This is a genomic window from Halomonas sp. IOP_14, assembly GCF_021021315.1.
GTDB classification, from domain to species: domain Bacteria; phylum Pseudomonadota; class Gammaproteobacteria; order Pseudomonadales; family Halomonadaceae; genus Vreelandella; species Vreelandella titanicae.
Window position 1 is genome coordinate 1 of record NZ_JAINWD010000034.1, and the last position, 13,270, is coordinate 13,270.

The following is a 13,270-nucleotide window of genomic DNA, read 5'->3' on the forward strand; positions in this document are numbered from 1 at the left end:
TGGGGTAGACCGCCGCCTGGGGCAGGCGCTGGTAAATTGAGTTATCCGTCGCCAGCACCGTGCGGTTGGCGTAATCGGGAGCAATTTCGCCTTCAAAACCGCGCGTTTTAAGAGCCTGTAAAAAACGTACATACTCATTGCCCAAGCGTGCGAACGGGGCGGTACGGGTGTCCAAGGATGCAATCATAGTTGATCAAGCCGTCAGTGCCGGGGGCGCAATAAAAGAAGACCGCTACTTTACCGCAGCGGCTGCCTCGCTGCATCTCACTGTAGCGCTTTACTCTGCTCCCAGGGCCTCTTTTACCAGCGCTAATGAGGCATCCGACATCGGTAGCTTCAAGGCTAGTGCATGGGCGCGGGGTGACATTTTACGCCAGGTCATCTGCACAATGCGCACCATATGGTCGTGCTCGATCTTGCGCGAGAAATCGGCAAAGTAGTTCTCTAGAAACACCAGGCAGGCGCAATCTTCCAGCGCTTGTACATCGGGGTCGCGGCCCAGGCCTTTCTTGCCGATAATCGTTGCGGCTCTGGCGGCATCTTCGTCTGCATAGCCTGCGTCGCGCATTAGCTGGGCGGTGGTATCGCCTGCGCGCTTGCCCTGGTCGCGTCGCCAGGTTAAGTAGCCTACGCGCCCTTCGGGGTACTCCTCACGCGGCACTAACCAGCGCTGTAAGTGCTGGGCGCGTACGGCTAAGCGCAGCACCTCATCTGGAGCGTCATGCACGCGGTCTAGCCAGTCGCTCATGCGCTGGGCATAAGCCAGTTCCTGGGGCATGGATGTGCCATCGGCAAGCGTCGTGGAGCGCGGGTCTTCGGCATGCAGGGCATCGATGGCGATGAGCGTTTGATCAAAAGCGGTAGGCATAGCAGCGTTGCTCGGCTAAAAATGATGCTAATAGGTTGCCGAGAAACCGTGCGAATCACAACTGCTGTATGGGAGGGGAGGTTATGAAAGGCGGTAAAGCGCAGCGCCCGCTGCTAAGCACAGCGGACGCCTTTTCATACGCTATAAATGCTAGCGTTAAAGTTAGCGACGGTTGTAGATTTCTTCGTTGAGCTCACCCTCGCTTTTACCTACCAGCGTGGTGACCATTAAATCGCCCGCGACGTTGACGCTGGTGCGTGCCATATCAAGGATCCTATCAATCCCCGCGACCACGGCGATAGCTTCCAGCGGCAGACCAACCTGGGCCATCACAATCGAGAGCATAATCAGGCCAGCGCCTGGTACGCCTGCGGTACCAATGGAGGCCAGCGTGCCGGTGGCGACAATCATGCCGTAATCCATCATGCTCAAATCAGTGCCAGTCATTTGGGCGATGAATAGCACGACCACGCCCTGGTAAAGCGCGGTGCCATCCATATTGATGGTGGCGCCTACCGGTAACACAAACCCTGAAACCCCTTCGGAAACGCCCAGGTTCTTCTGCGCGCAACGTATAGAGACCGGCAGGGTGCCCGCAGAAGAAGCGGACGAGAACGCCACAACAATAGCGTCCAGACTGCCCTGCAAATAGCGCATGGGGTTTAGCCGCCCCAGTAGCGAGATCAAACCCGAGTAGATCACCAGCACGTGAAGAATGCTGGCCAGGTACGCCACGCCAATCAACTTGGCCAGCGGCAGCAATATCTCTAAACCGTACTGTCCGGAGACGTGGGCGATTAAGCCAAATACGCCGAAGGGCGCAAACGCCATCACAATGCCGGTGAGCTTGTACATTGCCTCGGCAAAGCTATCGAAGACCTTCATGACTGGCTCGCCTTTATCACCGATCAACGTCAGCGAAATACCTAAACCAATGGCAAACACAATGATCTGCATAATGTTGCCGTTGGCCAGGGCATCCAACGGGTTACGCGGCACTAAGTTAACCAGAATAGAGACCAGCGATGGCGCTTCGTTAGCGGCCACTTCAGAGTCAAAACTTAAATCAACGCCCACGCCCGGCTGCAGCAGGGTGGAAAGTACCAGACCGATGGAGATAGCAAAGGCGGTGGTGACCAAATAGAGCGTAATGGTACGCGCGCCAATGCGGCCCATTTTCTGAGGGTCGCGCATGGAGGTAATACCCACCACCAAGGTGGAAAATACCAGCGGCACAATCAGCATCATAATGGCGTTAATAAAAATATCGCCAAGCGGCTTAAACACGCTGGCGGTGTCGCCTAGCAGCGCGCCTGCCAAAATACCCAACGCCAAGCCGGCGAGAATCTTCTTCCATAGGGCAATTCGTCGCCACCAGGCAAACTTTCCTTGCTGTGCTGTCTCCTGCACTGCGCTTCTCCTGTCAAAAGTGTTAAAACCTATTATTTATCGATTCGTTAGACGAATCGGCGGGCACTCTATCACTTTTGGCTAACGGGCTGGGATGGATATGCCGAGTGGTCATAGCACATACAGTCGATTCGATAACTGAACCTTGCTTAGCGATAGTGCAAACTTATTACGTGCCGCTACCTTCTAGCAGCGCTATGCGCTGCATTCGCGGGTGCGCCGTAGGCTTACCACGCGCTACTGGAGTGTGGCGTTAGCTAGTGCTGACTTCTCTGGTGCTGGAGCCTTTTAGCGTAGCTAAACGTGCGTCTGGTGATACCGGCCATAGCTCCTCGCCGCGCTTTTGCCTACAATAGACCCCTTTATGCACGCGCATTGGCGCGGTGCTTTTATTGTTTTCAGGCCAAGGGACAGGATTCATGCTCGATCCGAAACTGCTGCGCGGTGATCTTGACACGGTTGCTCAACAACTGGCCCGGCGGGGCTTTGTGCTTGATAAAGCGGGATTGCAGGCGCTGGAGTCGCGTCGCCGCGAGCTGCAAACGCAAACCGAGCAGCTGCAAAATGAGCGCAATATGCGCTCCAAAGCGATTGGTAAAGCCAAGGCCAACGGTGAAGATATTCAGCCGCTGCTGGATGAAGTCAGCGATTTAGGTGATCGCCTGGATAAAGCCAAGCGCGAGCTAGCCGACGTCCAGGAAGAATGGGACGACGCTATCAGCGGTATTCCCAACCTGCCCCATGAAAGCGTGCCGGAAGGCAAAAGCGAAGACGAGAATGTCGAGCTGCACCGCTGGGGCACGCCGCGGGAGTTTGATTTCGAGGTGTTGGATCACGTTGATCTGGGTAAGCAGTCGGGTTATCTCGATTTTGAGTTGGCGGCTAAAATCACTGGCGCTCGCTTTGCGGTCATGCGCGGGCCCATAGCGCGCCTGCATCGGGCGTTGGCGCAGTTTATGCTGGATACCCAAACCGAACAGCACGGCTACGAAGAGTGCTACGTGCCGTATATGGTCAACCGCGATTCGCTGATGGGCACCGGCCAGCTGCCGAAGTTTGGCGAAGATTTGTTCAAGCTGGACGATGAGCGCGAGTATCACCTGATTCCCACTTCAGAAGTACCACTGACCAACTTTGTACGCGATGAAATTATCGAGCAAGCGGCATTGCCGATGAAGCTTACCGCACATACGCCCTGTTTCCGCTCCGAGGCGGGCTCGCACGGGCGCGATACCCGCGGAATGATCCGCCAGCATCAGTTCGATAAAGTCGAGATGGTGCAGATTGTGGAGCCGGAGAAGAGCTACGAAGCGTTGGAAGAGATGCGTGGTCATGCAGAGGCGATCCTGCAGGCACTGGCGTTGCCGTATCGCGTAGTGACGCTATGCACTGGGGATATGGGCTTTGGGGCCACGAAGACCTACGACTTGGAAGTGTGGCTGCCCAGCCAGGAGACTTACCGGGAGATCTCGTCTGTCTCTAACTGCGAGGATTTCCAGGCCCGGCGTATGCAAGCGCGGTATCGCCATCCGGATTCCAAAAAGCCGCAGTTGCTACATACGCTGAACGGTTCAGGGCTGGCGGTTGGTCGTTGCCTGCTGGCGGTGCTTGAAAACCACCAGCAGGCAGATGGCTCGGTGATTATTCCTGAGCCGCTACGTCGCTATCTGGGCGGCGTGGAGCGTCTGGCCCTTTAAGCGCCCACTCAACGCTAACCCCGGCATCAATGCGGATGGTGCCGGGGCTGTAATCGCTGGCGGCACTGGATTGACTGGCGCCAGCGGCATCGCTTTCTGCACGCATCGCCATCATGCGCGGCTGGAAGATAGGTGATTGCGTCTCTTCAATGCGCTGCACATGACCAAGCTCAGCATCTAAGCTGTCGGCCATCAGGTTTGCTTTGTGTTGCGCTTTCTCCAGCGCTTTGACCAGCGCTTCGTCAGTGGCAGCGTCGCGGTCTTGTAGGTCAAACTGCACGCCATCCAATGAGTTAACACCAGCGGCTATTAGCGCGTCTAACACCTCGCTTAACTGACCAAGGTCGGTGAGTTCGACGGTGATCGGGCGCTCAAGACGTGTGCGCTGCAGGGTCTCATGCTCGCCATCTTCATTGCGTGGCCCTTGAATATGCTCAGGATAGACATTTAGCGAGCCTGCATTGATGGCATTGCGTTCAAGGCCGGTGGCTTCCATTTGTTCGATTAATTCGCTGGCGCGGGTCTCTAAGCGCTCGCGGGCATCGCTAAGTGCGCTACTATCGCTCTCTTCCAAGGTGGAAAGGGCGGGTGTGTTTTCCCACAATCGTGCATTCAGGGTGGCCTTGTCGGGTTCTACCTCAACCCAAGACTGCGCTTGAACATGCAAGCTTGGCTGGGGCGGTGTTGACGGTGAAGCGTGTGCAAAAGGAGCGCTAAGGAGTGCCAATAGAGCGCCGCCTAGTAGGCCATTGCGTAAACGTTTAGAGCCTGGTTTTTGAAGGTTAGCTGGTATGGCTTGCATAAATGTTTTCCTTAGTGAGCGGGCAGTGGCGCCGCCAAGTTAAAACCGGGTATAAATCATTCAAGTAGACGCAGCTTTGAAGCGAAGTAGAAAAGAAAGTTCAGTACGGAAGAGTGGACGCAAAACAGTTGCTTATTATTTGCACGGTTTGTGCAATACGCCGAATGCAGCCATCATATATGGACAACAAGCTAGGGATGGATTATGTCGAACTTGTCGGACGAGGATTACCGCAGTATTCCTCTCAATGCCACCTTGGCACTCGCTGCGTTGGTAGTGATCATCGCTGGAATGAAAGCAGGTGCTGATTTGTTAGTGCCGTTGCTGCTCGCGATATTTATCGCAGTAGTGTGTACTTCACCGGTGCAGTGGCTGCATCGCTGTGGCTTAAGCATGCGAATGTCGGCATTTCTAACATTGATGGTATTGCTGGCGTTTATATCGCTGATTGGCCTGCTGGTGGTCAATAGCTTCAGTACCTTCGTGGCAGCGTTGCCGGAAATTGAGTCGCGGCTTTATGAACAGTATTGGAATTTACTTAATGCGCTCTCTTCACGCGGGCTAGCAATTAATCCCGACCAGATTAACTCGCTGTTTGAAATGGAGGATGAGGGCTCTTGGATGCCTGCCTTACTGGGTCAGCTAGGCAACCTCTTTATGCAGGGCATCATTGTTGGACTGCTGGTTATATTCATGCTGTTCGAGACGTTGAACGTGCGCGATAAAATTTCCCGCGCACTGGAAAATCCGGCGCCTAGCTTGAAGCGTTTTAGTGAGTTCAGCTTAACGCTGAAGCGCTATCTAGCCGTAAAAACCATGATTAGCCTGGCCACTGGGGCGCTGGTATGGCTCTCTTGCATGATTGTAGGCGTGGATTTTCCGCTGTTGTGGGGCGTGTTGGCCTTTGCACTCAACTTTATTCCCAATATTGGCTCCGCGCTGGCGGCGATCCCCCCCGTGTTGTTGCTGTTGGTCGCCCAAGACGGCGGTGCTTTTCAGGCGTTACTGCTAGCCTCTGCTTATTTGGTCATCAACTTTGTGCTCGGCAATCTGATTGAACCGCGGGTAATGGGGCAGGCGTTGGGGCTTTCTACATTTGTGGCGTTTTTATCGCTGGTGGTATGGGGGTGGATCTTTGGTGCGGCGGGGATGCTACTTTCGGTGGTACTAACGATGACGTTGAAGATCGCACTTGATAGTCACCCACAAACACGGTGGATCGCTAGGCTGTTAGGGCCTGGAAGGCGTCGTGTAAAAGATATTCGGGTAAGCGATGCGAGTCTGCCGCCGTGGAAACGCAAAAATTAGGCAGGAAATTTAGCGAAGGCGTGTTACCGCCGACAGAGTCGGCGGCTATTACAAGTGCTACACATTCATCAGGCGTTTTGTTCGATGAACTGCGTCAGTTGTGACTTAGATTGTGCGCCAACCAGTGAAGCGACTTTGGTGCCAGATTTAAACAGCATGACGGTAGGTACACCGCGGACGCCTTGCTCGGCAGCAATTTCTGGTGCGTCGTCTACATTGACACTAACAACTTTCAGGCTTTCCTGACGTTCTGCAGCTACTTCATCAACGACCGGGGCCATGACCTTGCATGGGCCACACCAGGGCGCCCAGAACTTCATTAGCACAGGCTGTTCAGCGTTGAGGACTTCTTGCTCAAAATTGGCGTTGGTGACATCAACATTATTAGCCATTTGCTTCTCCCGTTTGCGTTGCTCTTACTGTTTCGTTGCCTCAAATGGAGCAACGGTCATTACGCGATCCATTGGTGCTCTTTAAGCGCGCCTCGTGTCTATCGCGATAAGTGTGGGCAGATGTTAGCGGGCGCGAAGGTTGCTGGCAAATTTCCTGCACAGTGAGTTAACTAAATAGCAGAAATTAAAGGGTGCTGGTAGGGCGTTTTTTTTATAATATAAAAGTATTATTTTGGTGTTTTTTATTCTATATGGTGCTGTAGAGTGCCGAGTGTGACGACACGATCCGTCAGGCGTGATGTGGCATCAGCGCCTGTGTGTGCTTAAAGATTCGGCCTACATCAAGATACGGTCTACATAGATCTGTATAGAGAATAAATAAGGTGAGGATATGAAGCTACAACAGCTCCGCTATATCTGGGAAGTCAATCGACATAACCTGAACGTCTCGGCCACAGCGCAAAGTCTATTTACCTCACAGCCGGGGATCTCTAAACAGATACGTTTGTTAGAAGATGAGCTTGGCGTCGAGATTTTTGCGCGCAGTGGTAAGCACTTGACACGTGTGACGCCTGCCGGGCAGTCAATTATTGACCTGGCCGGGCAGGTACTGCGTCTCACCGAAAACATCAAGCAGGTGGCTCAGGAGCATAGCGATGAGCGCCGCGGTAGCCTGGCCATTGCTACGACCCATACCCAGGCCCGTTATGCGCTACCGCCCATTATCAGCGAATTCACCCTTAAATATCCTGATGTGGCGCTGCATATGCAGCAGGGTACGCCCAAGCAGATTGCACAGATGGTCAGTGAAGGCCAGGCCGATTTCGCCATCGCGACCGAGTCGCTGGAGCTATTTACCGATTTAGTGCTACTGCCCTGCTATCGTTGGAACCGCTGCGTACTGGTGCCTAAAGGGCACCCGCTAGCCACTCATCAGGGCCCGTTGACCCTGGAGGCGCTCGGTGAACATCCGCTGGTCACCTACGTGTTTGGGTTTACCGGCCGCTCGCAGTTAGACGACGCCTTCAAAGCGAAAGGGTTAACGCCCAATGTGGTGCTAACCGCCGCCGATGCCGACGTGATCAAGACCTACGTACGGCTGGGCATGGGGGTTGGCATTGTGGCGCATATGGCTGTGGACGAGGCGCTTGATGATGACTTGGTGGCACTGGATGCAAGCCACCTGTTTGCCAGCTCTACGACAAAAATTGGTATCCGTCGTGGCACCTTTATGCGCGGTTACATGTATGATTTTTTGGAGCGCTTTGCGCCTCATTTAACCCGCGACCGGGTTGATGAAGCATTAACGGCAGGCCCGCGCCATGAGCAGTCGTTGTTTGACGACCTGGACCTGCCGGAGTATTAACCCGCAGTGTGGAGTTAGTGCTGCAAATGTAGCCCGCACTCGCGCTTCTCTTCCACCTTGGTAGGGTCGAAGTAATCGAAGTTATTGGGCAGATTATGCGCCTGTAGATACTGGTACATATCTTTGGCGCTCCACTGCAGCAACGGGGCAACTTTCAATAGGCCATCGCTGTTGCGACTAACCGGCTGCATTTTTGCGCGCTCGGGGGTGTCCTCAGCGCGCAGTGCGGTGAACCATACGTCGGGCTGCATTTCACGCAGCGCACGCTCGAAGGGCTCGATTTTAACTTCCTGAGTAAAGGCTGCGTGGCGCGGGTCGTCGATACCCGGCATGGGGCCTTCCAGCGCCTCGCGGTGGCCGCGCGTGCGCCGGGGTACAAAGCTCACGATGTTCAGGTTGAGTTGTTGAATCACTTCGTCAGCGAATTGATAAGTTGCTTCGGTGTTGTAGCCGCTGTCCATCCACACAATGGGTATATCCGGGCGCACCTGGGTCACCATATGAAGAATCACCGCCTCAAAAGGGCGAAAGTTGGTGGTGCAAATAGGTCGTGCACCCTGGGTCAGCGCCCACTCAACTAACCCTTGAGGATTATTTGCGAAATCTCTGTTAATCGCTTCAAGCTCTGAGGACATACTGCCTCCTAATCGGAAATTAAATAATACTGACTAGGCTACCAAACAGGAGGCAGCGAACCCCAATACCGTTTAGTTTGGCTTTTATATTCCTTTTTGATATAGAGCTCGCACTGCTTATTCCAAAGCGCCAATAAGGTGGCGAATTTTATCCAGAGTTTCGGTGTACTCTTCGTCCGCTTGAGAGTCTGCTACTAAGCCCCCTCCGCCCCATACATGCAGTCTTCCCGCCTCGGCAACCATAGTGCGAATAGCGATGGAGGTATCCATGCTGCCACGTACATCGACATAGCCAAGGCTGCCGCAATAAACACTGCGTTGGCAGGGTTCTAGTTCATCAATGATCTGCATCGCGCGAATTTTAGGTGCACCGGTAATTGAGCCGCCAGGAAAGGCCGCCTTAAGCAGTGCCAGCGGGGTGTAATTACCGGCCAGCGTTCCCTGCACCACGCTAACTAGGTGGTGCACGTTAGGGTAGCTCTCTAAGCGACATAGCTGCGGAACGCGAATGGAGCCTGGCTGGCAGACGCGACCCAGGTCATTGCGCAGCAGGTCAACGATCATCACATTTTCAGCGCGATCTTTAGTGCTGCTCAATAGCTGTGCCGCCAGCGCCTGATCCTCTTCATGTGTGGCCCCTCGCGGGCGGGTACCTTTAATCGGCCGTGTTTCGACCTCGCCGTTGCTGCACTGAATAAACCGCTCGGGTGAAAGTGACAGTACGGCCTTATCGCCCCAGGCCATAAAACCTGAATAGGGTGTGGGGGTCGCTTTGCGTAACTGCAGGTACGCCTGCCACTCATCCCCTTGGTAGTCGGCATAAAAGCGTTGAGCCAGGTTGATCTGATAGCAGTCACCCGCGCGAATATAGCGCTGCACGGCGTTAAAGCGTGCGACATATTGGGTGTGGCTAAGTTCTGCTTTAAAGGTATTCGTTAATGTAAACGCGCTAGTTGGCTCTGGCGTCTTGGTAAGCCAGTTTTCCACCTGCTCACGACGCTGCGGAGTGGCGATTAGCCACGCCTGCTGGGCCATGTGATCCAGGGTGATACACCAGTCGTAAAGCCCCAAACGGGCTTGCGGTAAGGTGACCGGGCTTGCCTGAGCACTCTGAACCGATAAGGTTTTACGCCCTAAATCGTAGCCCCAGTAGCCTATTAGCCCGCCTAGAAAAGGGAGTTCACTGGTTTCATCAGGGATATCCAGTTGATCCAGTAGCCACTGCTGAAGGGCAAACGCATCGTTAGCCAAGTGCGCCGGTGGGCTAAGCTGATCTGACGCAATACTCGCTTCGCCATGATGAGTAACTTCCAGCGTAGCAAGTGGGTCGCTGCTGATAATATCAAAGCGACCGGTGGCGATAGGGCGGCCACTATCGAGCAGCACCGCGCCGGGCCTAGCACGTAGGCAGGCGAATATACCCAATGGGTCGGGTGAATAGGGCAGGGCAGTTATCGTCAACGCCTGGTTCATTAAGCAAACGCCTGGCCGGTAAAAGGGCTGCATATGTTAGAGGTCGTTGAAGATCGGCACCAGTCGCACGATTGACGCATTTCTCACGCTCGGAAGAGGATTGTTGACACTGTTTTTGCAGCTAGACTTTTTGCCTACAACGAAAGATGTATAAAGTCGCTTTATAAGCAGGTTGACGGCGGTGGTTCGCGGGGCTAAAGTTTCGCTATGTTTCTAATTGTCGACAATTCGCCATGAGCTTACCTGTTTCTTCTTCTTATTCCGATTCCTCGCCGCATGAAATGGCAACCCCTGAAGTACGCACGCTCGCCGAGCGGGTATTTCATCAGTTGCAGGATGCCATCGTACGCGGCGAGCTTGCTCCCGGCAGTAAGATCACCGAGCCGGGATTGTCTAAAACCTACGGTATTTCACGTGGGCCGCTGCGCGAGGCGATGCGCCGCCTGGAAGCACACCGCCTCATCGAGCGGGTTCCCCATGTGGGCGCAAGGGTGGTTAAGCTCTCAATGAAAGAGCTTTTAGAGCTGTTTGACCTGCGTGAAGCCCTGGAAAGTATGGCGGCGCGCTTGGCGGCTGAGCATATGTCACCGGCAGAGGTTCAGGGTTTGCGGGATGTGCTGGCGCTGCACGAAGGTCAGGCGGATTTAAAGCGTGGCGAAGCTTACTACCAGCGCGAAGGCGATCTCGATTTTCACTACTGCATCGTTCAGGGCAGCCACAACAAAATGCTAATGAACCTGCTCTGTGATGACCTTTACTACCTTGTGCGCCTTTATCGCACTCAGTTCAGTGCTAGCGGCACGCGACCGCAGCGCGCCTTTGTGGAACACCATCGCATTGTTGATGCCATTGAAGCTGGCGATGCGGAGCTGGCCGAGCTGCTCATGCGCCGCCATGTCAGCGCCTCCCGCGCCAATGTGGCGGATCGCTATGCAGCGACCCTCGAAGAGTCAGCATCTAAATCGCAAAGCTCTTAATCACGCAGCTAAAACATAACTAGAAATTAGCAATAGGAGAAACACCCCATGTCCCAGATGACTCCCGGCGCCCGGTTTCGAGCCGCGCTTGAGGCTAACCGTCCGCTGCCGATCTTAGGCACCATTAATGCCTATACAGCGCTAATGGCCGACAAGGTTGGCCATCAAGCCATTTACCTCTCTGGTGGCGGCGTAGCTAACGCCTCGTTCGGCTTGCCGGATCTGGGCATGACGACCATGAATGATGTGGTGGAAGATGCCCACCGTATCTGCGGCGCTACCGAGCTGCCCCTGCTGGTGGATATCGATACCGGTTGGGGCGGTGCCTTCAATATTGCACGCACGGTAAAAGAAATGCAGCGCGCTGGCGTGGCCGCGGTACATATGGAAGACCAGGTGGCTCAAAAGCGCTGTGGACACCGCCCCAATAAAGCAATTGTCTCTCAGCAGGAGATGGTCGACCGCATTAAAGCTGCCGCCGATGCCAAGATCGACCCCGACTTCTATTTGATTGCTCGCACCGATGCGTTTCAAAAAGAGGGGCTTGATGCTGCCATTGAGCGTGCCAACGCCTGCGTTGAAGCCGGTGCAGATGCCATCTTCGCTGAAGCGGTTCATACCCTGGATGATTACAAAGCCTTCTGTGAACGGGTCAATGCACCCATTTTGGCTAACATCACCGAGTTCGGTGCTACTCCGCTGTTTACTCAAACGGAGCTTGGCGAGGTTGGCTGCCGCATGGTGCTTTACCCGCTCTCGGCCTTCCGCGCCATGAACGCTGCGGCACTGCAGGTCTATCAAAGCATCCTCGACAACGGCCACCAAAAAGACGTGGTGCCGCTGATGCAAACCCGCGACGAACTCTACGATTTTCTCAATTACCACGACTTTGAGCAGAAGCTGGACGCGCTGTTTGCCGAGAAAGGCGATGACCAATAAACCGCCAGTTAAGATGAAGCGCAGTTGGAAATGATTTCTTCTGCAAACTGGTGAGAGGACAGGTTGAAGCGAGGGTCTTTTGTCATGGATGACAAAAGTAGCGCCCAGGGAGGGGTTCACAGCGCCCTCGCGGAAACCTGTCCTCTCACCAAGATAGCTTTGCCGAAAGTTTAATGAACGACCTTATTCATAAATCGATAGTAAAAATAAAAGCAGTAATAGGAGACACACCATGGCTGATAAACCCGCAACAGGAGCAGGACTGCGTGGCCAGAGCGCTGGTTCCACCGCGCTGTGTACGGTAGGTAAAACAGGCTCAGGCCTGACCTACCGCGGATTTGATATTAAAGAGCTGGCTGAAAAAGCCAAATTCGAAGAGGTCGCTTACCTGCTGTTAAAAGGCAAGTTGCCTAATCAGGGTGAGCTAGACCACTACATCAGCAAGCTCAAAAGCCTGCGCGGCTTGCCCGATGCATTAAAAACGGTACTTGAGCAGATCCCCAAAGACGCTCACCCGATGGACGTAATGCGCACCGGCACTTCAATGCTGGGCAATCTAGAAACCGAGGAGAATTTTGATCAGCAGCAAGACGTTGCTGATCGGCTGCTGGCGGTGCTGCCCTCGATTATTTGTTACTGGTACCGCTTCTCCCACGACGGTGTGCGCATCGATACCGAAACGGATGATGACTCAGTAGGCGGGCATTTCCTTAATATGCTGCGCGGCGAGCCCGCCTCTGAACTGCATGCGCGGGTCATGAACGTATCGCTGATTCTTTACGCCGAGCACGAGTTTAACGCCTCTACCTTTACCGCAAGGGTATGCGCCTCGACGCTTTCCGATATGCACTCCTGCGTGACCGGTGCGATTGGGTCGCTGCGCGGCCCACTGCATGGCGGCGCCAACGAAGCGGCCATGGCGATGATCGAGGATTGGCAGTCGCCGGAAGAAGCAGAAAGCAAGATCATGGGCATGCTGGAGCGTAAGGATAAAATTATGGGCTTCGGGCATGCGATTTATCGCGAGTCCGACCCGCGCAACGCGATTATCAAGCACTGGTCCAAGAAGCTCTCTGACGATGTGGGTGATAAGGTGCTTTACCCGGTTTCTGAGCGGGTCGAAGAGGTCATGTGGCGTGAGAAGAAGCTGTTCTGTAACGCAGACTTCTTCCACGCCAGCGCATACCACTTCATGGATATACCCACCAAGCTGTTTACGCCGATTTTCGTCTGCTCTCGGCTGACCGGCTGGGCGGCGCACGTATTTGAGCAGCGCGCCAATAACCGCATTATTCGCCCTAGCGCCGATTACACTGGCCCCGAGAAGAGCGAGTGGGTGCCGATAGAAGCGCGAGACTGAACCGCTTGCTGCCCGGTGACTTGGACACCGGGCTTTTTTCAGC

The 13,270-nt window shown here is 54.4% G+C and carries 13 protein-coding genes; 6 read left to right on the forward strand and 7 right to left on the reverse strand.

The genetic code is table 11. The features are described 5' to 3' along the window. The 3 genes from K7H09_RS18515 to K7H09_RS18525 all read right to left on the reverse strand — a co-directional run. Positions 1 to 187, reverse strand: a 187-nt coding sequence (locus K7H09_RS18515) for a hypothetical protein (RefSeq protein WP_230805489.1), incomplete at its 3' end; no start/stop codon positions are given. Positions 188 to 277: 90 nt separating this feature from the next. Next, on the reverse strand, positions 278 to 868 hold the full coding sequence (locus tag K7H09_RS18520) for a DUF4202 domain-containing protein (protein WP_009287992.1): 591 nt from the start codon (positions 866 to 868) through the stop codon (positions 278 to 280). 162 nt (positions 869 to 1,030) lie between these two features. Continuing rightward, complete coding sequence (locus K7H09_RS18525) at positions 1,031 to 2,278, reverse strand: dicarboxylate/amino acid:cation symporter (RefSeq protein WP_230805491.1); 1,248 nt, start codon at positions 2,276 to 2,278, stop codon at positions 1,031 to 1,033. Positions 2,279 to 2,697: 419 nt separating this feature from the next. On the opposite strand from K7H09_RS18525, the gene serS reads away from it, so the two are divergent. Beyond that, positions 2,698 to 3,975, forward strand: a complete 1,278-nt coding sequence (gene serS / locus K7H09_RS18530; RefSeq protein WP_041159200.1) for a serine--tRNA ligase — start codon at positions 2,698 to 2,700, stop codon at positions 3,973 to 3,975. On the opposite strand, the gene K7H09_RS18535 is transcribed toward serS, so the two are convergent. Beyond that, positions 3,920 to 4,777, reverse strand: coding sequence for an SIMPL domain-containing protein (locus tag K7H09_RS18535; protein WP_022522891.1), 858 nt, complete (start codon positions 4,775 to 4,777; stop codon positions 3,920 to 3,922). The two genes, serS and K7H09_RS18535, sit on opposite strands and share 56 nt — an antisense overlap. A 204-nt stretch (positions 4,778 to 4,981) precedes the next feature. Between K7H09_RS18535 and K7H09_RS18540 the strand changes: the two genes are divergently transcribed. Next, positions 4,982 to 6,085, forward strand: a complete 1,104-nt coding sequence (locus tag K7H09_RS18540; protein ID WP_009287994.1) for an AI-2E family transporter — start codon at positions 4,982 to 4,984, stop codon at positions 6,083 to 6,085. Between the two features lie 68 nt (positions 6,086 to 6,153). Here K7H09_RS18540 and trxA read toward each other — a convergent pair whose 3' ends face one another. Continuing rightward, entirely contained in the window at positions 6,154 to 6,477 is a 324-nt protein-coding gene (trxA, locus tag K7H09_RS18545; RefSeq protein ID WP_007113240.1) for a thioredoxin, read from the reverse strand. Positions 6,478 to 6,868: 391 nt separating this feature from the next. On the opposite strand from trxA, the gene cysB reads away from it, so the two are divergent. Further along, on the forward strand, positions 6,869 to 7,843 hold the full coding sequence (gene cysB / locus K7H09_RS18550) for an HTH-type transcriptional regulator CysB (protein ID WP_009287995.1): 975 nt from the start codon (positions 6,869 to 6,871) through the stop codon (positions 7,841 to 7,843). 14 nt (positions 7,844 to 7,857) lie between these two features. On the opposite strand, the gene K7H09_RS18555 is transcribed toward cysB, so the two are convergent. Next, positions 7,858 to 8,478, reverse strand: a complete 621-nt coding sequence (locus K7H09_RS18555; RefSeq protein WP_041159201.1) for a phosphoadenosine phosphosulfate reductase domain-containing protein — start codon at positions 8,476 to 8,478, stop codon at positions 7,858 to 7,860. A gap of 117 nt (positions 8,479 to 8,595) precedes the next feature. Then, positions 8,596 to 9,951 carry an aminodeoxychorismate synthase component I gene (pabB, locus tag K7H09_RS18560; RefSeq protein ID WP_022522894.1) on the reverse strand — a complete coding sequence of 452 codons (1,356 nt, stop codon included), beginning with the start codon at positions 9,949 to 9,951 and terminating at the stop codon, positions 8,596 to 8,598. A gap of 233 nt (positions 9,952 to 10,184) precedes the next feature. Here pabB and K7H09_RS18565 point away from each other — a divergent pair, with 233 nt between their 5' ends. The 3 genes from K7H09_RS18565 to prpC all read left to right on the forward strand — a co-directional run bounded on the left by K7H09_RS18565 (position 10,185) and on the right by prpC (position 13,227). Further along, on the forward strand, positions 10,185 to 10,928 hold the full coding sequence (locus tag K7H09_RS18565) for a GntR family transcriptional regulator (protein WP_041159202.1): 744 nt from the start codon (positions 10,185 to 10,187) through the stop codon (positions 10,926 to 10,928). A gap of 48 nt (positions 10,929 to 10,976) precedes the next feature. Beyond that, positions 10,977 to 11,867, forward strand: coding sequence for a methylisocitrate lyase (gene prpB, locus K7H09_RS18570; RefSeq protein WP_022522896.1), 891 nt, complete (start codon positions 10,977 to 10,979; stop codon positions 11,865 to 11,867). 232 nt (positions 11,868 to 12,099) lie between these two features. Continuing rightward, positions 12,100 to 13,227: a bifunctional 2-methylcitrate synthase/citrate synthase gene (prpC, locus tag K7H09_RS18575; RefSeq protein ID WP_022522897.1), complete on the forward strand. Its 1,128-nt coding sequence runs from the start codon at positions 12,100 to 12,102 to the stop codon at positions 13,225 to 13,227. The last annotated feature ends 43 nt before the right edge of the window (positions 13,228 to 13,270 follow it).

Bases quoted from the DNA above. Each gene is read 5' to 3' on its own strand.
- K7H09_RS18520 (WP_009287992.1), bottom strand. From the start codon at position 868: ATGCCTACCGCTTTTGATCAAACGCTCATCGCCATCGATGCCCTGCAT.
- serS (WP_041159200.1), top strand. From the start codon at position 2,698: ATGCTCGATCCGAAACTGCTGCGCGGTGATCTTGACACGGTTGCTCAA.
- K7H09_RS18535 (WP_022522891.1), bottom strand. From the start codon at position 4,777: ATGCAAGCCATACCAGCTAACCTTCAAAAACCAGGCTCTAAACGTTTA.
- K7H09_RS18540 (WP_009287994.1), top strand. From the start codon at position 4,982: ATGTCGAACTTGTCGGACGAGGATTACCGCAGTATTCCTCTCAATGCC.
- trxA (WP_007113240.1), bottom strand. From the start codon at position 6,477: ATGGCTAATAATGTTGATGTCACCAACGCCAATTTTGAGCAAGAAGTC.
- cysB (WP_009287995.1), top strand. From the start codon at position 6,869: ATGAAGCTACAACAGCTCCGCTATATCTGGGAAGTCAATCGACATAAC.
- K7H09_RS18555 (WP_041159201.1), bottom strand. From the start codon at position 8,478: ATGTCCTCAGAGCTTGAAGCGATTAACAGAGATTTCGCAAATAATCCT.
- pabB (WP_022522894.1), bottom strand. From the start codon at position 9,951: ATGAACCAGGCGTTGACGATAACTGCCCTGCCCTATTCACCCGACCCA.
- K7H09_RS18565 (WP_041159202.1), top strand. From the start codon at position 10,185: ATGAGCTTACCTGTTTCTTCTTCTTATTCCGATTCCTCGCCGCATGAA.
- prpB (WP_022522896.1), top strand. From the start codon at position 10,977: ATGTCCCAGATGACTCCCGGCGCCCGGTTTCGAGCCGCGCTTGAGGCT.
- prpC (WP_022522897.1), top strand. From the start codon at position 12,100: ATGGCTGATAAACCCGCAACAGGAGCAGGACTGCGTGGCCAGAGCGCT.